Source organism: Mesorhizobium sp. M0045, assembly GCF_040323385.1.
Lineage (GTDB): Bacteria > Pseudomonadota > Alphaproteobacteria > Rhizobiales > Rhizobiaceae > Mesorhizobium.
In genome coordinates, this window is record NZ_JAMYUY010000004.1 from 191,420 (window position 1) to 213,311 (window position 21,892).

Below are 21,892 nucleotides of genomic sequence, written 5' to 3' on the forward strand. Positions count from 1 at the left end.
ACCAGGCTCCTCCCTGTGAACAATTTATCTTTAACATGCAATTTTGTTCAGCTAAACTGTTCGTGGGAAAATTGTCAAGGCCTGCCGCTTCATTCGAGGACGGGTTTGCGCTGTCCGCCGGTTTGGCTTACGCAAGGTCTCCGAAATCTTGGGCATTTCGAAGTCGCCGCATTGGAATTTCATGAGCAGAGCCGGCGGCTGCGGCAAGGCAAACAGATGACGATCGTAGAGAACGAAAGAGCCTCGCGCTTCCCCGACGCCGAACTCAAGGCCCGCGCCGCTTGGCACTATTACGTCGAGGGTCTTACACAGGAACGGATTTCCGAAATTCTCGGCGTCGGCCGCATCAAGGTGCATCGCATTCTCTCCGCCGCCCGCGAAGAGGGGGTCGTCCAGTTTCGCATCCGTGACAGCGTCGTCGAATGCGTGATTTTGGAGGAAAGCCTGAAGCAGCGGTTCGGGCTCAGCCAGGCCGTGGTCGTGCCGTCGGCAGCCGACCGAAGCAATGCGCCGCTGATGATCGGCCACGCCGCTGCCGCCTACCTGGCCGACCATGTGAATGCCGGCGATGTCATCGCGCTGGGCTGGGGGCGGACACTGAAATTCGCCATCAATGAATTGCCACGGCGGCCCATCGCCAGGACGACGGTGGTTTCGATGCTTGGCGGCCTCACCCATGCCCAGCCGCTCAACCCGACAGAAAGCGCCTGGGATTTCGCCGAAAAGATCGGTGCGGAATGCTTCCTGCTGCCGGTGCCGGTCTATGCCGACAGGCCGGAGCAGCGCGACGCCTTCATGAGCCAGCGCAGCGTTCAGGACGTCGTCTTCCGCGCACGCCGGGCAAACATCGCCGTGCTCAGCGTCGGCTCGTTTTCCAACGACAGCCCGATCGCCAATTATGGCTTCATCAAGCCAAGCGAACTGGAGGAATTGCAGGCGGCCGGTGCCGTCGGCGATATTCTGTGTCATTTCATCGACGCCGAGGGCCGCCCGGTCGACCACGAGGTCAACCGCCGCGTCTGCGCCTATCCGCTGCAGGATCTGTCGGATATCCCGAGCATCATCCTGGTGTCGGGAGGCAGCGAGAAGGTTGCGGTGATGCGGGCTGCGCTTGCCAACACCAAGGTATCGGTTCTGATCACCGACGAAGACGCGGCAAAGGGCCTGCTCAACCGCTAGATTTCGCCGAGAGCGCCGAGGCGGGTATGGATATCGCGCGTCGCCTGGTAGAGGTCGCGGTAGATTGCCTTGCGGTCGCGATAGGCGGCGACAAGCCCGTCGACCGGATCGACATGCCTGGTGGGAGCGGCAGCCATTACCTCTGCTGCGGCTTCCGGCGAGGCAAACCAGCCGACAGCCGCTGCCGCCAGCATGGCAGCGCCGAGCGCGGCGGCTTCGTTGACCGGCGAGACCGAGAGCGGCCGCTCGATCACGCTTGCCATGATCTGCATGAGCAGCGCGCAATTGGTGCCGCCGCCGGCGGCAATCATCGCCGCCGGTCCGCCGGCCTGGGCTTCCATGGCCTCGGTGGCGACGGCCTGCTCGAAGGCGATGCCTTCCAGGACAGCGCGGAAGAGATGCTCCGGCCGGTGGTCCAGCGACAGGCCGACAATGGCGCCGCGCGCCGCACCGTCCCAATAGGGGCTCATGACGCCGGCCCAATAGGGCATGATGAGCAGGCCGTCGCTGCCTGCAGCAACATCCAGCGCCGCGTTCTCCAGCGCTGCCGCCGATGGCGAACCGGTCGTGCGAACGATCCAGTCGACCAGCTGCATGCCCGAGCGCAGCACGGTCTCAAGCATGAAACCGGAGCCGGTCGGCGAGACCAGCGTTCGAAAAGCGTCCGAGGTTTTCACCTTGCCGGAATAGCAGCCGCTGACCACGCCGGAGCCGAGCGAGAGATAGCTCTTGCCCACGCCGTAGACGCCCATGCCGAGGCCCATAGCTTGGCCGTCACCGGCGCCGGCAACGACCGGCGTGCCGGTCCTCAGGCCGGTCAGTTGCGCTATGCTTGCGGAAAGACTGCCGCAGACCACGCCCGGCGCGACCAACTCGGGCAATTGCTCCAGTTGCAGCCCCGCCGCCGCAACGAGCTCTGGACGCCAAGTGCCTTTCTCAACGTCGAGCAGCCCGAGCGGATCCGCACTTGCGGTGCTGGTGACCAATCGCCCGGTCAGTCGCTGGACGAAGAATCCGTGCACGTCGACCAGCGCCGCTGCCTGGCGAAGCACTTGCGGCTGGTGCTCGGCAAGCCAGGCGATGGCGTAGAGTGCCGGCGTCGGGTCCGGCGGCTTGCCGCTCCAGTCGCGGATCGCCTCGCGGCCGAGTTCGGCCGAAAGCCTGATAACCTGCGGACGGGCGCGTTCGTCCAGCCACAGGATCGCCGGGATGAGTGCTTTGCCGGCGCTGTCCACCAGCGTGAAGGTCTCGCGCTGATGAGCGATGCAGATCGCCGCCACCCGCGCAGCGCCGACCGCCTCGGTGACCTGCTTCAATGCGCCAAGCAGCGCCGTCCACCAATGTTCGGCGTCCTGCTCGAAATGGCCGGGCTTCGGATTTGAAAGCGGGTACGGCTCGCGCGCCTGGAACAGCTCCTCGCCGTCGCGCGAGAAGGCAATTGCCTTCACGGCCGTGGTCGAGGCGTCGATCCCGATTACGACATCTTCCATCAGGCGGAGATCCGGCGGGGTCAGGCCGCGTTGGTGGCGAACCGTCCGTCTGACTGGTCGAGACGGCGGCGGATCTGGGTTATCACCATCGAATCGTCGGGTACACAATTTTCATAGGTCAGGAAGTCGCCGGTCTTGAGCGGCTTGACCACCTTGGCGCGTTCAGCAAGGCCGAGCGGCAGGGCGCCGCGGGCGCGCGCATCCTCCCAGGTCATGGCGAAGCCACGATAGTCGTTCTCGCCGATCATGCCGAGAGATTGGCCAACGCCGAGATCGCTCTTGGCAACCGCCACCGCCTCGGCGACCGGATGGTCGAGCGGCTCCATGTCGGCACGCTTGTAGACGACCGCGCGCGCCGCCGACAGCGGCACTTCCAGGCTGGTCAGATGATAGGGCCGGAAGATCGTGAAATAGGGGCCTTGGCCGACCTTGAGGTCGATCATGCGCTCCAGCACACGCGGATGCCGGGTTTCGATGATGCAGAACACGCCGGGCGCCACACCCTTGCCGATCGAGTAATCGACAACGCCCTTGCGGTGCAGCACGCCGCCGTCCTCGCGCGGGCAAAGCACGCTTGCCAGCTCCTCCAGCGTCGCGGTCGGGCCGTGCATGCCCGGCACATCGGGCACCAGGCCGGTCGCATTGGCGATTGCCACCATTTCGATCGCCGTCTTCGAGCCGTCGACGAATTCGACCAGCATGCGCGCATTCATGTTGCGCTCGGCCGCCTCCTTCTCGTAGTCGGCCGGCATGGCGTCGATCTTCAGCGGATTGTTCTTGCCCTTGCCGGCGGCGATGATGTTGAAGCCGAGGCTTTTAGCAAAGCCGATGATCTCCAGCGTGCAGGCGGGCTCGTCGCCGGCGGCACCGGTATAGACGACGCCGGCCTTGCGTGCCTCCTCCTTCAGGAAGCGGCCGATGGTGATGTCGGCCTCGACATTGAGCATGACGATATGCTTGCCGTTCTTCATTACTTCGAGCGCAAACAGCGTGCCGATATTGGGATTGCCCGTTGCGTCGATGATGACGTCGATCCGGCCGGCCGCCGCCAGCGCATGCAAATCTTCGGTCACCGCGATCTTGCCCGCCTCGATGGCGCGGTCGATCGCCGCGGCATTGCCGGCCTGAACGATGTCGGAATGGTCATGGCCAGCGAGCAGCGCCGCGTCGATCGCTGCCTGCGGCCTGACTTCAGAAATGGCGCCGATCCGCATGCCCGGCATCAGCGCGACCTGGACGACGATGTCGGTGCCCATCTGCCCGGCGCCGGCAAGCCCGATGGTGATCGGCCCCTGCTGTTCAGCGCGCTGCAGAAGTTCCGCTGCAAATTGCGGATGGGACATGTCGCTTCCTCCAGTTCCTGACGCGCCGCAGCGTCCAAATCAACGTTTTGAACATTTCTATTTGCAAATGAAAAATATTTCAACCTGCAATTCGGCAGTGTTGTGATTTCGATTTGCGCTCCCTTGGCATGTGGCTTGGCTGCGCAGCCAGCTAGGGGGCGGAAAAAAAAGCCGGTGATCTTTAGGATGCAAATGGCGACGATCGCAGGGGGGCTCAGCTGCCGGCGCGCCAGCGACGAAGCTGCGCAACAGATAGCGCCAGCCGGCAAGATGCTCAGGCAGCGCCAGACGACCACCGGTTCCCACAACCCTCTCGTCGAGTAACCTCTGTACTGACCGACTAAATTTTTGCGACCAAGCGCTTCGAGTTCGCGGTCCTATATCGCGCGGACATACAAAGCGGGGCGCACGTTTTCACGCGTTGTGCCTGTAGCTCTTGTGGATTAACATAGCCTCTAGCTCGAGGCGAGCGTGTCGAAAAAGGCAACCTTTGGCTCACAAGCGGCCCGAAGATGGAGCGATTTTACCGCAGAGTCTGAAACAGGCACGAAGTTCTGAGCGAAGTAAGACCAATTATAGAATTGAGCCTCGCCGCCCTTTCTGACCACCAGGACTGCGTGGAACGCGAACTGGAAATCGGCGGAACCACCACCGTTTGTAAACGGCGTTCGCATCCTCAGGCCCGTCAATTCAGCCGATTGCGTGACTGTTTTGGACAGCCCGAGGTAACCTGCGGGTACCTGAACGCAATAAGGATATGAACCGGCAACGGCAAGTGCACGCCACTCCACGATCTTCACGTTGAGGGCGGACCAGGCAAACAGGCCGACAACAGGTCCCGCAATTGACAACACCACGGACGTATGAACCAGCTTCTCCGCGATTGGGTTATCAACCCTGCTTGGCGCAAGCACAAGGATCGGCAGATCGACCAGTGCGGCCAGTAACATGAACAGTCCGGAGAGGAAGCCAAGGTGGGAGATGGTCAATCCCACTAGAGCAATAATCAGACTAAGCCAGAAGTGAACAGCGACGGCTCGCTTCATCAACCGAGATGATGTCGCTTTGCCCAGAGTAAGTGCGCCGACCGAGATGGCAAAAGCGATGAGCGGCCCCGAAAACCACAACAATCCCATAAGGACGACGCTACGCGCCCAGTCATAGTTCGCGACTGGGTGGATTGACCAAACGAATGCCCATGCCATCCACGCGCACCAGCCACAAAGTAGGGTTAAGCGAAATGGCAAATGAGCGGTCATTTTTCTTTGAGGTTCGATAGCCTCTTTCGCCGTTGGGATATGGAGGTTCCGCATATCTTTACCATTGTTCCAGACCTAATTTGTTATCTCCACGCAACGTTCAGTTTCGTCGGAGATATCTTTCGTAAAAGGCGTCACGGCACCTCTCTCCAAGAGCCCAATCACCTTGTATCCCTTGCGAACCACAGTCTGCCATGTGGGAAACACTCACTTTAGTGAAAAGTAAATTTCAGCAAATCGGCCATTCTCTTTCTCTCCTATCAAGTACAACGAGTTTGTGGATTCATAGCAAATCCTGTCGCCGACTTCATATAGGCTTCGCATGCAGGCAATTGATCGGCAAACAGACATTTCCCCAGCGATGACAAAAGTCGCGATAAAAACAATGACCCAAAAAAGCGGACGAGTTGGCATGAGTGCTCTCATTTTTTTCCTACGGGCAGCCCCGCGGCGCGCATTTTCGCGAACAGTTACAGCGTATGATCGGCATCGAGATCGCCGTGCAGGAACTGACCGATTTTTGCATTAAATTGATCGGCGAGGCTCTTCAGCGAGCAGTGACCTGACAGAATCGCGTCCATGATCGCGTCCATGATCGCGGCATTGACCGGCTTTTCGCGATGCGGAACGCGTCCTCGAACGCTGGGCACAGGTGCTGCTCAATCTGTAATGAGGTGAACATCTGCCTCATGCCAGTATCTCAGCTTCCGACCGCGAAGAACGGAGCGCCAAGCAGGCCGGGAACGACATCGATGCCGAGGCCCGGCCCATCCGGAATGCCCATACGGCTTCCCGAAACCGGCGGCATGTTGGATGCGGTGCGCACCGTCACCCATTCGTGAAAGGCGATGGCGTGCAGCCGGCGCTCCTCCGGCGTCGACAGCGACAGATGCGCCATGGCCGATGTGTCGATCTCGGCGCCGCCAGTGTCCTCGACCGTGATCATGAAGCCGAGGTCGACGGCAAGGTCGCGGATCTGGCGCGTTTTGGTGACGCCGCCAAGGCGTGAGATCTTCAGCGTCAGCCCGTCGGCGGCGCCCTTGCGATGGATGTCGAGCATATCGTCAAGCGAGGCGACGGATTCGTCGAGCACCATCGGCTTGTCGAGCGAGCGGCGCACCGACAGGCATTCGTCGATCGTCGTGCAGGGCTGCTCGAACGTGTAGTCGATGTTGCGCGTCGCATCGGCGAACTGGCGCGCCTGGTAGGGCGTCCAGCCGGCATTGGCGTCGCAGAAGATGACGGTGCCCTTCGGCAAGGCGGCGGCGACGGCTGTGACGCGTTCGATGTCGTCATGGACGTTGCCGCCGACCTTGACTTGCAGCCGGTGAAAGCCGCCGTTGACGATGCGCTTGGCGAGTGCGGCCATCGCGTCGACGGTGCCGTGGGTGACGACCTTGTAGAGTTCGGCCGTCTCGCTCTCGCGTCCGCCAAGCAGGGTGACCAGCGGCACGTCGGCGGCGCGCGCCGCGAGATCCGAGCATGCCATGTCGAGCGCCGACTTGACGTAGGGATGGCCCTTGAACACCGTGTCCATCAGCCTGTTGATACTGGCAAGCCCGCGTGGGTCATGGCCGATGAGATGCGGCGCGATCTCGACGACGCCGGCGCGCGTGCCGGCGGCGAAGGCAGGCGAATAGAAGTTGCCGAGCGGCGCCATCTCGCCCCAGCCGGTGAGCCCGCTATCGGTGGTGACGGCGACGATCACCGCGTCGAACGCATCGGCCACGCGCCCCTTGGACATACGATAGGGCCCGTCAACGAAGGGCTGCACGACATGGTAGGCCTTGATGGTTTTGATCTGCACGTTTTCTGTCCGTTATCTGCGGTATTAAGGGTGGCCCGCCAAGCTTATCGGGCTCGTCACGCGGTTTCTGGCCGGCCGCGGGTCAGGCTTGCACGATCAGCGTCATTTGGGCGGCATCGCTCCAGGCCGCGCGCATAGGCGAGCAATGCCTCGAAATCGAAATCGATATGCTCCTTGGCGTGGCGCTGGGCAGCGCGCATGTCGCTGCCCTTGAGCAGCCGTACATAGATCTCGTGAGCATCTTCGGCAGGCACCGGCTCGTTGCGCGCCCGCTGGTGCAGCGCGAAATACATCTGCAGCCGGCTGGTCAGCCGCTGCCACGTCTCAAGCAGCACCGAATTATCGGCCCATTCGTGGATCAGGCCATGCAGTTGCAGCGCCGTTTCGATCTGCCGCGTCGTGTCCAGTTCGCGCGTCGCCTGCTTCACCGCCGCATGGCGTCGGTCGAGCTCGTCGAAGAAGCGCTGGTCGCGAAGCGGCCAGGTCCGCGCGATGGCGAATTCGTCGAGCACCTTGTTGAGCGAATAGGCATCATCGATGTCCTTCGCGGTAACGTCGATGACGAAGGTTCCGCCGTAGGGGATGCTGGTCAGGATACCTTCCTGCACCAATTCGCGCATCGCCTCGCGCAGCGGCGCGCGGCTTACCCGCATCTGCTCGGAAATCCTGAGTTCGTTGAGCTTCTGCCCCGGTTCCAACTGGCCGGTCAGGATCGCCCGCCGGAGCAGCGCCACGATCTCGGCGCGTCTTGTCGTGTCGGCGATCGGACTGAAATCCAGCGTTGCCATTCCGGCTGCTCCAGCAAACCGGAAGGAAAAACAGATTGTCGACAATCTTACAAGAGGCGGGTCGTAGATTTCTTGACTTCCGCTTGGCCGGCGGCTTGCGGCGCAGGCAAGGCCGTCAGGCCGCACGGCCGCAAAAACCGACCCCGCTGAACATCACGCCGGCTTCTCGAAGCCGGCGTATGTAGCGCTTGCCCCAAGGAATTGCGTAAGACGAAACATAGCAAAACGGCGCCCTTGGCGTGGGAGCCGAGGGCGCCGCGGGACCGGACCTGATGGGGGTTATCAGGTGGCCGGTTTCTCGGGCAGCGGCGAGACCGGCATTCCCGGGCCGATCTTCTGCAGATTGCCGGTAATGACCCGGTCGCCTTCGGCCACACCGCTCAAGATGGCGACCTGATCGCCATTGGTCGGTCCGAGCGAAACGATACGCTGGTCGACCGTGTTGTCCTTGCCGACGACATAGAGGTATTTGCCGAGCTGGCCTGAGCCGAGTGCCGTCTGCGGTACCATCAGCGCATCGGGCTGCTCTTTGACGTGCAGCCGGACGCGGACATATTGGCCGGGGAGCAGCGTGAACTTGGCGTTGCCGATCGTCGCCCGTGCCGTGATCGTGCCGGTCGAGCGATCGATCGTGTTGTCTATAAAGGTAAGATCACCCTTCTGGCGCGGTTCCGTTTCACCGGGAAGCAGGACATCGACACTGATCGGTCCTGCGGCCCGGGCTTCCTCGATCTGTGTCAGGTCCGTTTCGCTCGGATTGAAGGTGACGTAGATCGGATCGAGCTGCACCAGCGAATTGAGCACCGTGCCGGCAACGCTGACCAGCGTTCCAACGGATGCCTGGCTGCGTCCGATGCGTCCCGCGAACGGGGCACGGATTTCGGTATAGCTCAAATTGAGTTCGGCGGTGCGCAAGGCGGCCTGGTTCACGGCGAGCGAGGCCTGAGCCTCACGCAAGGTGCTGGTGCGCTGGTCGAACACGTCCTTGGCGAGATAGCCGCTCTTGGCGAGCTCGCTGCCGCGCCCGAGATTGGAGCGCGCATAGTCGAGTGTTGCCGTGTCGCGCTGGATAAGCGCTTTCGCCTGCTCGAGGGCAGCCTGGAAATCCTCAGGGGCGATCTTGTAGAGAAGGTCGCCCTTCGCAACGTCACTGCCGTCGATGGCGACCTGCTCCTGCAGGTAGCCTGGCACGCGCGCCTGCAGCGTGATGCTGCGGATCGGCTCCACCCGGGCGGCGTAGTCGAGATAGATCGGGATCGTCTTCTTGACGACGCTCACCACCGGCACCGGCATGACGAAGGCTTCCGGCTTGGGTGTTGCCGCCCCGGCTGTGCCGGCGTTGAGGCTGAGGCTGCCCATGTCGAGCAGGTGAACGCTCGCCACCGAAATCGCCCCAAGGGCGACGGCCGTTCCCAGCGCGATTTTCCATTTACGCATCATCAATTCTCCAGTCCTATTCAGCCGCTTCGGCCAGGGGCTCGAAGGCGGGTTCGGCAGTTGGTTGTTCGGTCGCTTCGGAAACCGGTTCGCTCTCGCTGCGGCGCTCGCGCAGCTGCTCGATCACCGCATAGAAGACCGGCACGAACACCAGCGACAGGATCGTCGCCGCGACCATGCCGCCAAAGACGGTGGTGCCGATCGACTGCCGGCTTGCGGCACCCGCACCTGTGGCGAACATCAGCGGCAGCACGCCGAGGATGAAGGCGAAGGCGGTCATCAGGATCGGTCGCAGCCGAAGCCGCGCCGCTTCCATTGCGGCGTCAACGATGCTGAGGCCTTCTTCGCGCCGGCGCCGGGCAAACTCCACGATCAGAATCGCGTTCTTGGCCGCCAGTCCGATCAGCATGACGAAGCCGATCTGCGAATAGACGTCGATCTGCATGCCGCGCAGCCACAGCACGACGAACGCACCGAACAATGCAAGCGGCACCGCCAGCAGCACCATGAACGGCATCGCCCAGCTCTCATATTGCGCGGCCAGGATCAGGAAGACGAAGACGATTGCAAGGCCGAAGACGACGGATGCGATCGATCCTGCCTTGAGCTCCTGATAGGTGATGCCGGTCCATTCGTAGCCGAAGTCTCTCGGCAATGCCGTGGCAGCGGCACGCTCCATTGCCGCCACCGCCTGACCGGACGAAAAGCCGGGGGCGGCGCCGCCATTGATCAGCGCCGACGCATTGTTGTTGTAATGCGGCACGGTCTCGGGGCCGACGATCGGCACAAGCTTGCCCAACGTGCTCAACGGCACCATGCCACCCGACGCATTGCGGACATAGAGCCGCGATATGTCGGCCGGACCGGCGCGAGAGTCCTTGTCGGCCTGGATCGTCACCCGGAAGGTGCGGCCGAACAGGTTGAAATCGTTCACATAGAGCGAGCCGAGATAGATCTGCAGCGTGTTGAAGACGTCCGGCAGGTTGAGCCCGAGCAGCTTCGCCTTGGCGCGATCGAGATCGTAGTTGAACTGCGGCGTCGAGGTCGAGAACGACGAGAACAATTGCTGTGGGTTGAGCTCCGGCTGCTTGCGCGCCTCGGCAATCACGGCTTGCGTTGCATCGTTGAGCGCCACGCTGCCGCGGCCGGTCAGGTCCTCGACCTGGAACTCGAAGCCACCAGTGGTGCCGATGCCCGGGATCGACGGCGGGTCGAAGCTCAGCGCAAAAGCCTCCGGAATTTGCAGCAGCTTGTTGCGCACGTCGGCGACGAGCTTCGAGGCGCTCTGGTCGGGGCTGCGTTCGTCCCATGGCTTCAGGATCGCGAATTCGACCGCCGAGTTCGACTGCGCGGCACTGGTCAGGAAATTCAAGCCGCTGATCGAGCCGACGATGTCGACGCCGGGCGTGTTTTGCAGGATGTCGCGCGCCTTTTGCGCCACTGCATCGGTGCGTTCCAGCGAAGCCCCGTCGGGGAGCTGGATGACGACGAAGAAATAGCCCTGGTCCTCGACCGGAAGGAAGGTCGACGGCAGGCGCTGCCAGACGAAATAGGTCGCGACAAGTCCGGCCGCAAACACACCGAGCATGATCCAGCGCAGGCGGATGAGAATGCGTACGCCATTCGCATAAGCATGCGCCAGCCGCTCGAAGCCCATGTTGAACCAGCGGAACAGCACGAACTGTGTTTCCGGCCGGTGGCGCAGGAAGGCGGCGCTGAGCGACGGGGTAAGCGTCAGCGAGACGAAGGCCGAGATGCCGAAGGAGATCGCCACCGTCAGGGCGAATTGGTTGTAGAGTCGGCCGGACACGCCGGGAATGAAGGCGACCGGCACGAACACGGCCATCAGCACGGCGGTCGTGGCGATGATCGGGCCAGTGACCTCGGCCATCGCCGTGCGCGTGGCAGCCAGAGGTTTGAGGCCGGCCTCAAGTTGGCGTTCGACATTCTCGACGACGACGATGGCGTCGTCGACGACGAGGCCGATCGCCAGCACCATGCCGAGCAGGCTGAGCATGTTCAGCGAGAAGCCAAGCATATGCATGACGGCCAGCGTCGTCACCAGCGACACCGGAATTGCGATCGTCGGGATGATCGTGGTGCGCCAGCTTTGCAGGAAGATGAACACCACGGCGACGACCAGGACCAGCGCTTCGCCAAGCGTGATCAGCACGTCGTGCATTGAGGCCGAAACGAAACGTGTCGTATCGTAATGCATGGCGTAGCTGACGCCCTTCGGGAAACGGGCTGACAGCTCCTGCATCTTGTCCTTGACGCGCTGCTGCAGATCGAGCGCGTTGGAGCCCGGCATCTGGTAGACCGCGAGCACCACCGTCGGGTCCTTGCCGAAGAAGGCCGACGACGAATATTGCAGCGCACCGAGTTCGATGCGCGCAACGTCGCGCAGCCTGACCAGCGAGCCGTTGGCGGTATTGGCCCGCACGACGATGTCGCCGAACTCCTTGGGATCGCTCAGCCTGCCGACGGCGTTGACCTGCATCTCGAAGGCAGTGCCGGCCGGAGCCGGTGATTGCCCGATCTTGCCGGCCGCCACCTGAACGTTCTGCTCGGCGACGGCGTTCTGCACGTCGACGGCGGTAATGCCGAGATTGGCGAGCTTGTCGGGGTCGAGCCAAATGCGCATAGAATAGCGCCGCTCGCCGAAGATCTGCACGTCGCCGACGCCGGGCAGCCGCTTCAGCGGATCGACCACCTGCAGATAGGCGAGATTGCTCAGCGCGACCGGGTTGACGGAACCGTCCGGCGAGGTGAGGTCGACGATCAGGACGAAGTTCGGGTTCTGCTTCTTGATCGTCACGCCGCCCTGATTGACGATGGCCGGCAGCGAGGAAGCCGCCTGCGAAACGCGGTTCTGGACGTCGACGGCCGCCGTGCTCAGATCGTAGCCGACGTCGAAGGTGATGGTGATCGTCGACGAGCCGTCATTGGAGCTCGACGACGACATATAGATCATGCCTTGGACGCCGTTGATCTGCTGTTCGAGCGGTGTCGTCACCGTGTCGGCGACGACCTGCGCGCTGGCGCCCGGGTAGTGGGCGCTGACCACGACCTGGGGCGGCGTGATGTCGGGAAATTGCGAGACCGGCAGAAGGAAATAAGAGATCCCCCCGGCGAGCACCATGATGATGGCGATCGCCGACGCAAAGATCGGACGATGGATGAAGAAGTTTACCATGAGATGCACGCCTCGCCCGATGCTCTGGCCCGGCCGAAGGCCTTGGCCACCCTGGACAGCCGCCGGCTGCGCGTTGAGCCGGAATCTTCGAGAAAGCCGAAATCTTGCAGGGGGCGACGCGGCGCATTGCGGCGCTCGGCCTGCTCGTCCGCCAGCGCACGCAGCATCGCCTCGAAAGACCGCGGGTCGACGCGGTCGGCTTTCATCAGCATGCGGATCATCGGATCCCTCACGACTTCATCGATCGTCAGATCATTGCGCTGCGACATCGAAGCGGCTCCTGGTTTTGGCGATCCGCGGCAAGCCGCGGATCGGGTGTTCTCTTGCTCGCCGGCCGAGGCCGTGAGGTGCGGTTCGGGCCCTTGCCGATCGGGGCGGGGCTGATCGCCGGCACTTGCGAGTTTGACATGATGCAATGCGGGTGTTACAGGTAAGTAACATCGGTAACGTTACAGACCGGTAACACCCTAGTCAAGAGGTGCACCGAGGGAATTTCGGAAACGCAATCACGGAGGTTTTGATGGCAGACGGTGTTGTGGAGCGTGTTCGCCCCCGGGACAGGATCCTGGAGACGGCACGGGACATGTTTCACAAGCATGGCATTCGCGGCGTCGGCATCGACGCCATCACCGAGGCCGCCGGCACCAACAAGATGACGCTCTACCGGCATTTCGAGTCCAAGGACGACCTGATCATCGAATGTCTGCGGGCGACCGCCTGCAGCGCCAACGCGATGTGGGGGAAGTTCGAGGCGGAGAATCCGGGCGACAAGCTGGCGCAGCTGCACGCCTGGGTCCGGATGGCGGCCGATTGCCTGATGTCGGATCGCCGCGGTTGCGACATGGCCAACGCCGCCATCGAGCTGAGCGAGGCCGATCATCCGGCAAGGCAAGTGATCAAGGAACTCAAGGAAGCGCAGCGCGAGCGTCTGGTCTCGTTGTGTCGCGATGCGGGTATCGGACAGGCCGAGCTTCTCGCCGATACGCTGTCGCTTCTGCTCGAGGGCGCCCGCGTCAGCCTGCAAAGCGTCGGCGCCGAGGGCCCGAGCGCGCAGTTCGTCCGCATGGCGGAAGGCCTGATCACTTCTTTCAGGGCCAGATAATCTCGCAAGCGGCGAAACGATCCGCGGCGTTTCGATTGCGCGCCGTGCCGCCGCGTGATGTCTCGTCCCATCGCGATGTGCCATCTCGCGTCTCCCTTGCCGATCTCCGCAGCAGCATTGCTGGCGCGGCGTTGTTTGCTGGTCGTGAGGCAGGATAGGGCCGCCGGCGAACCGGTGAGAGTGACAAGTGTGACAGGATTCCGCCCGATAAGCCGCGGCGGTCGCAGCGAAGCTCATCGATCCGCGGATCAGCAATCGTGTCCGGTGCCAGTCACGATCCCAGCATCGCCCGCTATCCCGGCGCTGGAACAAAAAAAGCCCGCTGCCGGGAGGAGGTGGCAGCGGGCTCGATTTCGAATACGGCACGGGAGGAGGTGTACCGCACTCAGCGTCGGCATCGCATCTGGGAGGAGTAGATGGCCGACACCTGCGAAACTATCAATTGCCCAATGATTCGGCAACCAAAAAAGTTGCATAGGTGATGTGCAGATTTGCGGTATCAACCGAATTTTAACGATCAAGGCCCGAGCGACCATCGCCCCCGCACGACATCACTGCACCGGGACATTTTCCTTGAAGATCAGGCGCGGCTCGATGAATTTCCGCGTCAGATAGGGCGCCGACGAGGCGATCGAGCCGAGCAGGCGAATGACCGACTGTTCGGCGATCAGCCGCGCATTCTGGTCGATGACGACGTCGAGCAGATCGTCGACCAGATAGCCGCGCGTCTCGCGCGTCAGGTCATGGCAGATGAACACCGGCTTCGTCCGCGGCCTGGCTTCGAGCAATGCTTTTGCCACGCCCGAGCGCCCGGCGCCGATACAGTAGATGCCGAGCAGCTCCGGCTCGTTGTGCAGCGCCTTCATGGTCGCGGTATAACTGACCTCCGGCTCGTCGTTAATCTCGACGGCGCTGGTGACGGTCAGATTGGGGAACTCCTCGCCGAGCACCGAGCGAAAGCCCATCTCGCGTTCCTCGTGGCCGCGATAGGAACGTGAGCCGACCACCATCGCCAGATGGCCTTGGCGGCCGCCGAGGAACCGTCCCATCAGCAGCGCCGCGGTGCGGCCGGCCACCCTGTTGTCGATGCCGACATAAGCTGAGCGCGGCGCGCCGGGAACGTCGGACACCAGCGTGACCAGGCGGATGCCGGCCTCGACGATCTCGCGCAAGATGTTGCGCGTTCTCGGATGGTCGATGGCGATGACGCCGACACCGTTCGCCTTCAGCGAGAGGTTTTCGACGGCCATCTGCAAGGCACTCGGCGAGATGCCGGCGAGCTTGTGGATGCGGCAGGACGCGACCAGCGGCAGGCGCGCCGCATAATCCTCGATGTGCCTGGCCAGATCGGCCATGAAGGCATTGCTGCCCATCGGCAGGAAGAATTCGAGATGTGCCGGCCGCGAGGGCAACGCGACCTGGTCGACGACCGGCAGATAGCCGAGCTGCTTGGCCGCCTCCATCACGCGCTGCCGGTTGGCGGCACTCGCCCCCGGCCGGTTGTTGAGCACACGGTCGACCGTCGCGGTCGACAGGCCGCAGCTCCTGGCAATATCCGAAACGGTGGCTTTCATGTCGCAACCATGTGGCGATGCGATCCAGTGCCTCGACGATAAGCCCGGCCCGGCTGCTCAGCCGGGCCGTTGCGTGCCCTCGGCCAGCGCGTCACGGATCTCCTTGTCCGACATGCCGGTGATGACGCGCTCGACATCGGCGACGCTGGTCTTCTTCGGGTCGATATCGTCGGCGACCACCTTGCCGCGGCGCATGACCACGATGCGGTCGACCACCTGGAAGACATGATGGATGTTGTGGGCGATGAAGATGCAGGAATGGCCGGAATCGCGGGCACTGCGCACGAAGCTCAGCACCCCTTGTGTTTCGGCGACTCCGAGATTGTTGGTCGGCTCGTCGAGCATGATGAGGTCGCTGTCGAAATGCATGGCGCGCGCAATCGCCACCGCCTGCCGCTCGCCGCCGGAGAGTGAGCCGATCGGCGTCGTCGGCGGGATGTTCTTCGAGATGCCGACCTGCTTGAGCAGGTCACGGGCAACCACGTTCATCGCCTCCTGGTCCATGCGGTTGAGGAAACGCGGCGGCTTGATCGGCTCGCGTCCAAGGAACAGGTTACGGGCGATCGACAGCTGCGTCACCAACGCGGAATCTTGGTAGATCGTCTCGATGCCATGGGCGATGGCGTCGCTGGTACTGCGCAAATTCACCTTCTTGCCGCGGATAAAGATGTCGCCGCTGGTCAGCGGGACCGCGCCCGACAGCACCTTGATCAGCGTCGACTTGCCGGCGCCGTTGTCGCCGAGCAGTCCGACGATCTCTCTTTCGTTGACATGGAAATTGGCATCAACCAGCGCCTGCACGCGCCCATAGGACTTGCGGATGTTCGTCATGCGGATCAGTGGCTCGACCATCGTCTCAAGTCCCTGCCTGATGCCGGCGTTCCAGCCATGAGTGGAGCGCCATCATGCCGAGGATGATGGCGCCGATGAAGATGTTGTAGGCAAGGCCCGGCACACCGATCAGCACGATGCCGTTGCGCATCACGCGCAGGATCAGGATACCGAGCACCGTGCCGATGATTGTGCCGCGCCCGCCGGTCAGCGCCGTGCCGCCGATCACCACCATGGCGATGACTTCGAGCTCGTAGCCGGTACCGCTGTTGGGGTTGGCCGCCGAGGTGCGCAGCGAGGAGATGACGCCGGCGAGCGAGGCCAGGATCGACGACAGGATGAACAGGCCGATCTTGACGCCGCTGACATTGACGCCGCGCGCCCTTGCAGCACTCGGGTTGCCGCCGGCCGCCTGGATCCAGTTGCCGGTCCGGCTCTGCGTCAGCACGTAGCCGAGCGCGATTGCGGCGGCGATGAACCAGAACAGCGACATATAGATACGGAACGGCCCGATGAAGAAATCGCCGACCAGGGCTTCCGCCAGCCAGCTGCCCTCGGCGCTCCAGGTCCGCTGCGGAAACCCGCTGGTGACGAACAAAGCGGTGCCGCGCACCACCAGCAGCATGCCAAGCGTCACCAGGAAGGACGGGATCTTGAGCTGCGTCACGAACCAGCCATTGACCAGTCCGATGAAGGCAGCGACCACCAGCGCAACGACGAAGGCGGCTTCGAGCGAGGCGACGCCGCTGTTGAACAAGGTCCACATCAGGACCGGCGAGAAGCCGAACACCGAGCCGACCGAGAGGTCGAATTCGCCTGATGTCATCAACAGCGTCATCGCCAGCGCGATCAGCCCGAGTTCGACCGTGAAGGCCAGCGTGTTCGAGATGTTTTGCGGCGACAGGAAGTCGTGGTTGATGCCCCAGAACACGGCGATCTCGATGACGAGCAGCACGAACGGCCCGAACTCAGGCCGCGCGATCGAGCGTTGGATAAGAGAACGATTTTCCACCTTGGACCCGCGATAGGATTGGATTTGGCCGAGACCGCAAGCGGTTCGGCGGAATGATGAGACGGTCACGGCCGCCGAAGGGGCCGTGACCAACTCGATCGCGGACCTATTTGCCGGACAGGATCTTGTCGTATACCGCGGCGGTGTCCTTCTCATAGAGCGCGCCGGTGATCACGTCGAAGCCTGGCGGAATACCGCTTGCCGCCATGTTGGCGAGCGAGAGCGCGACGTAGCTGGTCGCCTGCGGATCCTGCCACTGCGCGGCATTGACGTAGCCGTTCAGCACTTCCTGGGTGGTGTCGAGCGAGTTGCCCCAGCCGACGACCGGGATTTCGCCCGGCTTGACGCCGACCTGGTCGAACACCCGCTTGATCGAACCGGTGACCAGGTCGCCGAGGCCGATAACCGCCTTGACCTTGGCCCTGTTGGCGGTGAGGTAATCGACCATGCGGTTGATCACTTCGGCCTGGTCGAGCGTCGCTTCGGTGATCTCGTAGGTGATGCCGAGCGGCTCGAACACGCTCTTGATGCCTTCCTCTTCCTGGACGCCATAGGTGGCGCCGGGAACCTCGACCGGCATCCAGACGAAGTCGCCCTTCTTCACAAGGCCCTTGTCGACCAGATACTGCGCCCAGTGCTTGCCGAAGGTGACGTTGTCGCCGCCGACATAGGCGTTGAAGTCCGCCTTCGGGTCGGGCGTGTTGAAGTTGATGATCGGGATGTTCGCCGCCCGCGCTTCCTTGACGATCTCGACAAGGCTGCCCGGATCAGGGCTGGTCGTGGTGATGCCGTCGGCCTTCGCGGAAATCGCGGCGCGAATAGCCTCCTGCTGCGACGCCACGTCGCCATTGTGGAACGATGTGTTGACAGTGTTTCCGGTGTCCGCCGCCCATTGCTTGGCGCCGGCAAGGAAGTAGGTCCAGACCGGATCGGCCGGGCCGCCATGCGAAATCCAGTAGAACGTCTTGGCCTGTGCCGCGGCCGGAATGGCCAGCGCCACTACCAAGCCAAGTACAAGCAGTCTTAGCCTCGTCAGCATTTGATTTCCTCCCATTTGAACCGAACTCCTCCTCCGACGACGATCACCGCGAAAAGCCGTGCGCGGCCAAAACGGTGGTCGCATTTTGCCAGCGTCGACCTGGGCGCATTAGAGCATTCCCTTTTTCGATCGATGGCAAGCCTCGATTGCCAATGGACGTTGGCGCAAAGCACGACGCCATCAGCAATCCCATCAGATTGCATCAGTTAGGCTGATATTTTCCGGGCGGCCGACGATCGGCCCTGCGACCGTCACGCAATGCCGCGCGGCGGCGCGCCGAGCACGGATTGCTCTAGGTCGATAAGCGTCCCGGTCATCAGCCCGGAGGCGTCGCTGAGCAGGAACAGCGTTAGCTGGGCGACTTCGTCCATGGTCAGCAATCGACCAAGCGGCAGGCCGGCGGCGGCGATCTTTGCCCAGTTTTCGCCCTTGCCCAGCGTGCGCGCCTGCATCTCTTGTTCGGCCGGCGTCGCTACCCAGCCCATGTTGATGCCGTTGACGCGGATGCGATCGGAAAGATGCGCGTTGGCAATGTTTCTGGTCAGCGTCGAAAGCGCGCCCTTGGTGGCGGAATAGATGGCAAGGTCCGGCGCACCGCAATGCGCATTCACCGACAGTATGTTGACGATGGCACCCGCCGCACGCCGTGTCTTCATGTCGGCTACGGCCGCTTGCATGAGGAAGAACGGCGCGCGCGCATTGACGGAAAACAACCTGTCCCAGTCGTCGATTGTGCCAGTTTCCAGCGAGGCCCGGTCGGTGAGGGCCGCAGCGTTCACCAGACAATCGATGCGGCCGAGTCTTTTGATCGCTTCCGCCATGACAGCTGCAGGCGCGGCCGGATCTCCAAGCTCGGCCTGGATGAAGACGACGGGCCGGCTTGGTCGTGAAAGCTCTTCGGCGATGCGTGCGCCACGCTCGGCATTGCGGCCGACAATGGCGATCCCTTCGCCGCCGCCGGCTGAGGCCAGCCGGGCGATGGTCTCGCCAAGCCCTTGCGTCCCGCCGGTAACGACAAGGGTCTTGCCCTCAAGAGCGACGATCAATGGACTCTCCCGAATGCCGACGAGCAGGTAATTTCCAATCAGAGAATTCTAGATCTATCGGATGTTAGGCTGGGGGACTAGATGAGGTCGGCCCTTGCGAGGTCACGCATCAGATGGCTGGCGCCGTAGGTCCAGTGTGGGCAGTCGGGTGACAGCCGCACGCGGTTGACCAAGGCACCGAACTTCTCCGAGGATATGGTGACGATGTCGCCGACCTTGTGGGTAAAGCCCTTGCCTGTTTCGCCGCGATCCTTCGACGGCACGAACATCGTGCCGAGATAGAGCGCCAGCCCGTCCGGGTATTGGTGATGTGGCCCCATGGCGGCGGCGACCAACTCTTCCGGCGAGCGGCTGATCTCGGCCATCGAACTGGCGCCTTCCAGCGAGAATCCATCCTCGCCTTCGACTTTCAACCGTACGATCGCCTGCTTCACGTCGCCGATGGAAAATGTCTCATCGAACAGCCGGATAAAGGGGCCAAGTGCTGCCGAAGCGTTGTTGTCCTTGGCTTTGCCGAGCAGCAGCGCCGAGCGCCCCTCGACGTCGCGCAGATTGACGTCGTTGCCGATCGTCGCCCCGACGATCCTGCCGCTGCTCGCGGCGATCATGGCGATCTCCGGCTCCGGATTGTTCCATGTCGAAACCGGATGCAGGCCGACATCGGCGCCGAAGCCGACCGAGGCCATCGGCTGGCATTTGGTGAAGATCTCGGCATCGGGGCCTATGCCGACTTCCAGATATTGCGACCAGGCGCCGCGCGCAATCAGCTTGGCCTTGATCTCCATCGCTTCCGGCGAGCCGGGCTTGAGCTTCGACAGATCGTGGCCGATCAGCCCGGCGATGTCGGCGCGAATGGCGTCGGCCTTTTCCGCCGAACCGCGCGCCTGCTCCTCGATCACCCGTTCGAGCAGGCTGACGACAAAGGTGACGCCAGACGCCTTGATCGCCTGCAGGTCGACGGGGGACAGCAGGTACGGTTTCCCCGGATCGCGCGCTGTCTCGAAACTGTTGGCCGCAATGGCGTCGAGCGGGCCGATCGGCCGCCCCTTTGCCGAGCGGACGTGTCCTGCCGGATCCGGCAATTCGCAAACGTCGCGTACGGTCGGTGCCACATTTGACGTGATGTCGAAGACCGTGCCGTCACGCACCGTGACCACCAGCGGATGGGAAGCATCGCTCGCCCGGGCGCGGCCCACGAAGAGGCCTTCGGCGGGCAAATGTGTGGCGTTCGTCATGGCTTGTATTTCCTGTTGTCTTGTCCTTCGGCCGCGGCACTTTCAACAAATTCCCGGCAAAGGTCTATCCCGTTTCGAAGGCCAGCTTTGTCAATCTGTTAAGGTCGTCTTGCGCTGCTGGATCGTAATCGATTTCGCGCTGCGCCAATGGCGAGCCGAAAACAGGCTGTCAAATCCATGAAATCGTCATTAGGATTTTCACTGAAAAGCGCAGCCCAGGTGACCCTTGTCCTTACGGTTTTCCGATCCGATCTGGCAAAGGCCGCGGACAGCCACCGCGTTCCAGTCGCTTTGTCCAGCCGGCCGACGCGTCGATGTCGTCATCGTCGGCGGCGGCATCCTGGGGCTGTCGACGGCCTTGCACGCTGCCCGGCTCGGCCTTGCGGTCCAGGTGCTGGAGGCCGGCGAAATTGGCAATGGCGCGTCCGGTCTGAACGGCGGTCAGGTTATTCCTGGCCTGAAATACGATCCGGACTGGCTGCTGGAGCATTTTGGTCTCGAACGCGGTGAGGCGCTCGTCAACTTTGCCGCCTCGACGGCGGACGCCGTTTTCGAAATGATCCGCGACGAAAGACTGGCGGTGCCGTTCGTCCGCAACGGCTGGATCCAGGCCGCACACACCGAGACCGCGCTGAAAGCGGCGGCGAATCGGGATCGGCAGTGGCGCGCCCGCGGCGCCGATGTCCGGTTGCTGAGCGGGACGGAGATCGCGACGATGACCGGCGCGCAAGGCTATCTCGGCGGCTGGCTCGATCGCCGTGCCGGCGTCATCGATCCGCTCGCCTACACGTCGGAACTGGCGCGCGTCGCTGCAGCGGCAAGCGTAAAGATCGCCGAGCGCCAGAACGTGATGCAGATCAGCAAGGATGCTGGTATTTGGCACGTTGCCACGGAAAGCGGCGCCGAACTCAAGGCCAGGGCGGTCGTCCTGGCGACCAACGCCTATACTGGCGGCCTGCTTCCCGGCCTCGCCGAGACGATCGTCCCGCTGCATTCCTTTCAGATCGCGACAGCGCCGCTATCGTCCAATCTCGCGGCGGCGATCCTGCCGGAGGGGCAGGCGGTTTCGGATTCGCGCCGCATCCTCGTCTATTACCGCAAGAGTGCCGATGGTCGGCTGGTGCTTGGCGGACGCGGCCGCATGGCCTTGCCGAACGGCCCGGCCGACTGGGCGCATCTGGAACGCGCGCTGCTGCGACTCTACCCGGCGCTGTCCGACGTGGCCATTGAAAAGCGCTGGTTCGGCCGGGTGGCAATGACGCCGGACCATCTCCCGCATATCCACGAGCCAGAGAAGGGTCTGCTGGCGGTGGTTGGCTGCCAGGGCCGCGGCATCGGCCTGATGACGGCGCTTGGCGAGCGCATCGCCTCCTATCTGTCGAGCGGCGACCCCAGGCAATTGCCGTTCCCGGTCTCGCCGATCCGGCCGATCCCGTTTCACGCCTTTCGGCAGGTCGGCGTTGCCGCGACCATCGCCTGGTACCGAATGCTGGACGCCTTCGAACGCTGACGTTCATTCCCGAACGTGAAACAGCTTGACAGCTTCACGAATAT

General features: G+C 62.8%; 17 protein-coding genes. 3 read left to right on the forward strand and 14 right to left on the reverse strand.

Translation table 11 applies throughout. From position 1 onward, the window contains the following. Nucleotides 1–216 precede the first annotated feature (216 nt). Entirely contained in the window at nucleotides 217–1,179 is a 963-nt protein-coding gene (locus tag NKJ72_RS08200) for a sugar-binding transcriptional regulator (RefSeq protein ID WP_031211026.1), read from the forward strand. Here NKJ72_RS08200 and NKJ72_RS08205 read toward each other — a convergent pair. The 8 genes from NKJ72_RS08205 to NKJ72_RS08240 form a co-directional block, all read right to left on the reverse strand. Next, entirely contained in the window at nucleotides 1,176–2,669 is a 1,494-nt protein-coding gene (locus tag NKJ72_RS08205; RefSeq protein ID WP_352476595.1) for a xylulokinase, read from the reverse strand. The two genes, NKJ72_RS08200 and NKJ72_RS08205, sit on opposite strands and share 4 nt — an antisense overlap. A gap of 20 nt (nucleotides 2,670–2,689) precedes the next feature. Beyond that, entirely contained in the window at nucleotides 2,690–4,012 is a 1,323-nt protein-coding gene (locus NKJ72_RS08210; RefSeq protein ID WP_254820384.1) for an NAD(P)H-dependent oxidoreductase, read from the reverse strand. Nucleotides 4,013–4,467: 455 nt separating this feature from the next. After that, nucleotides 4,468–5,217, reverse strand: coding sequence for a hypothetical protein (locus NKJ72_RS08215; protein WP_352476596.1), 750 nt, complete (start codon nucleotides 5,215–5,217; stop codon nucleotides 4,468–4,470). 754 nt (nucleotides 5,218–5,971) lie between these two features. Further along, nucleotides 5,972–7,078, reverse strand: coding sequence for a mandelate racemase/muconate lactonizing enzyme family protein (locus NKJ72_RS08220; RefSeq protein WP_352476597.1), 1,107 nt, complete (start codon nucleotides 7,076–7,078; stop codon nucleotides 5,972–5,974). A gap of 56 nt (nucleotides 7,079–7,134) precedes the next feature. Further along, complete coding sequence (locus NKJ72_RS08225; protein ID WP_352476598.1) at nucleotides 7,135–7,866, reverse strand: GntR family transcriptional regulator; 732 nt, start codon at nucleotides 7,864–7,866, stop codon at nucleotides 7,135–7,137. 282 nt (nucleotides 7,867–8,148) lie between these two features. Further along, entirely contained in the window at nucleotides 8,149–9,303 is a 1,155-nt protein-coding gene (locus tag NKJ72_RS08230; protein WP_254820387.1) for an efflux RND transporter periplasmic adaptor subunit, read from the reverse strand. 16 nt (nucleotides 9,304–9,319) lie between these two features. Further along, entirely contained in the window at nucleotides 9,320–12,499 is a 3,180-nt protein-coding gene (locus NKJ72_RS08235) for an efflux RND transporter permease subunit (protein ID WP_352476599.1), read from the reverse strand. Continuing rightward, the gene (locus tag NKJ72_RS08240) at nucleotides 12,493–12,768 is read right to left on the reverse strand and encodes a hypothetical protein (protein ID WP_352476600.1); all 276 of its coding nucleotides are present in this window, start codon (nucleotides 12,766–12,768) and stop codon (nucleotides 12,493–12,495) included. The genes NKJ72_RS08235 and NKJ72_RS08240 overlap by 7 nt, the downstream gene beginning before the upstream one ends. Before the next feature lie 251 nt (nucleotides 12,769–13,019). Between NKJ72_RS08240 and NKJ72_RS08245 the strand changes: the two genes are divergently transcribed. Beyond that, nucleotides 13,020–13,601 carry a TetR/AcrR family transcriptional regulator gene (locus NKJ72_RS08245; protein ID WP_352476601.1) on the forward strand — a complete coding sequence of 194 codons (582 nt, stop codon included), beginning with the start codon at nucleotides 13,020–13,022 and terminating at the stop codon, nucleotides 13,599–13,601. A gap of 551 nt (nucleotides 13,602–14,152) precedes the next feature. Here the strand turns inward: NKJ72_RS08245 and NKJ72_RS08250 are convergent. The 6 genes from NKJ72_RS08250 to NKJ72_RS08275 form a co-directional block, all read right to left on the reverse strand. After that, nucleotides 14,153–15,175 carry a LacI family DNA-binding transcriptional regulator gene (locus NKJ72_RS08250; RefSeq protein ID WP_352476602.1) on the reverse strand — a complete coding sequence of 341 codons (1,023 nt, stop codon included), beginning with the start codon at nucleotides 15,173–15,175 and terminating at the stop codon, nucleotides 14,153–14,155. A gap of 57 nt (nucleotides 15,176–15,232) precedes the next feature. Then, nucleotides 15,233–16,027 (reverse strand): ATP-binding cassette domain-containing protein, encoded by a 795-nt coding sequence (locus NKJ72_RS08255; protein ID WP_352476603.1) that lies wholly within the window; start codon nucleotides 16,025–16,027, stop codon nucleotides 15,233–15,235. 4 nt (nucleotides 16,028–16,031) lie between these two features. Beyond that, nucleotides 16,032–17,018, reverse strand: a complete 987-nt coding sequence (locus NKJ72_RS08260; protein WP_254820392.1) for an ABC transporter permease — start codon at nucleotides 17,016–17,018, stop codon at nucleotides 16,032–16,034. Nucleotides 17,019–17,124: 106 nt separating this feature from the next. Next, the gene (locus tag NKJ72_RS08265) at nucleotides 17,125–18,057 is read right to left on the reverse strand and encodes a sugar ABC transporter substrate-binding protein (protein ID WP_254820393.1); all 933 of its coding nucleotides are present in this window, start codon (nucleotides 18,055–18,057) and stop codon (nucleotides 17,125–17,127) included. Nucleotides 18,058–18,308: 251 nt separating this feature from the next. Then, on the reverse strand, nucleotides 18,309–19,103 hold the full coding sequence (locus NKJ72_RS08270; RefSeq protein ID WP_352476604.1) for an SDR family oxidoreductase: 795 nt from the start codon (nucleotides 19,101–19,103) through the stop codon (nucleotides 18,309–18,311). Between the two features lie 77 nt (nucleotides 19,104–19,180). Then, nucleotides 19,181–20,338 carry a fumarylacetoacetate hydrolase family protein gene (locus tag NKJ72_RS08275; protein WP_352452558.1) on the reverse strand — a complete coding sequence of 386 codons (1,158 nt, stop codon included), beginning with the start codon at nucleotides 20,336–20,338 and terminating at the stop codon, nucleotides 19,181–19,183. A 226-nt stretch (nucleotides 20,339–20,564) separates the two neighbouring features. Between NKJ72_RS08275 and NKJ72_RS08280 the strand changes: the two genes are divergently transcribed. Continuing rightward, the gene (locus NKJ72_RS08280; RefSeq protein WP_352476605.1) at nucleotides 20,565–21,848 is read left to right on the forward strand and encodes an NAD(P)/FAD-dependent oxidoreductase; all 1,284 of its coding nucleotides are present in this window, start codon (nucleotides 20,565–20,567) and stop codon (nucleotides 21,846–21,848) included. Nucleotides 21,849–21,892 lie beyond the last annotated feature (44 nt).

Excerpts from the sequence above, each read along its gene's own strand:
- NKJ72_RS08225 (WP_352476598.1), bottom strand. The coding sequence starts at position 7,866 with ATGGCAACGCTGGATTTCAGTCCGATCGCCGACACGACAAGACGCGCC.
- NKJ72_RS08215 (WP_352476596.1), bottom strand. The coding sequence starts at position 5,217 with ATGGCATGGGCATTCGTTTGGTCAATCCACCCAGTCGCGAACTATGAC.
- NKJ72_RS08265 (WP_254820393.1), bottom strand. The coding sequence starts at position 18,057 with ATGCTGACGAGGCTAAGACTGCTTGTACTTGGCTTGGTAGTGGCGCTG.
- NKJ72_RS08240 (WP_352476600.1), bottom strand. The coding sequence starts at position 12,768 with ATGTCGCAGCGCAATGATCTGACGATCGATGAAGTCGTGAGGGATCCG.
- NKJ72_RS08200 (WP_031211026.1), top strand. The coding sequence starts at position 217 with ATGACGATCGTAGAGAACGAAAGAGCCTCGCGCTTCCCCGACGCCGAA.
- NKJ72_RS08250 (WP_352476602.1), bottom strand. The coding sequence starts at position 15,175 with ATGAAAGCCACCGTTTCGGATATTGCCAGGAGCTGCGGCCTGTCGACC.
- NKJ72_RS08205 (WP_352476595.1), bottom strand. The coding sequence starts at position 2,669 with ATGGAAGATGTCGTAATCGGGATCGACGCCTCGACCACGGCCGTGAAG.
- NKJ72_RS08230 (WP_254820387.1), bottom strand. The coding sequence starts at position 9,303 with ATGCGTAAATGGAAAATCGCGCTGGGAACGGCCGTCGCCCTTGGGGCG.
- NKJ72_RS08245 (WP_352476601.1), top strand. The coding sequence starts at position 13,020 with ATGGCAGACGGTGTTGTGGAGCGTGTTCGCCCCCGGGACAGGATCCTG.
- NKJ72_RS08210 (WP_254820384.1), bottom strand. The coding sequence starts at position 4,012 with ATGTCCCATCCGCAATTTGCAGCGGAACTTCTGCAGCGCGCTGAACAG.
- NKJ72_RS08235 (WP_352476599.1), bottom strand. The coding sequence starts at position 12,499 with ATGGTAAACTTCTTCATCCATCGTCCGATCTTTGCGTCGGCGATCGCC.
- NKJ72_RS08275 (WP_352452558.1), bottom strand. The coding sequence starts at position 20,338 with ATGACGAACGCCACACATTTGCCCGCCGAAGGCCTCTTCGTGGGCCGC.
- NKJ72_RS08255 (WP_352476603.1), bottom strand. The coding sequence starts at position 16,027 with ATGGTCGAGCCACTGATCCGCATGACGAACATCCGCAAGTCCTATGGG.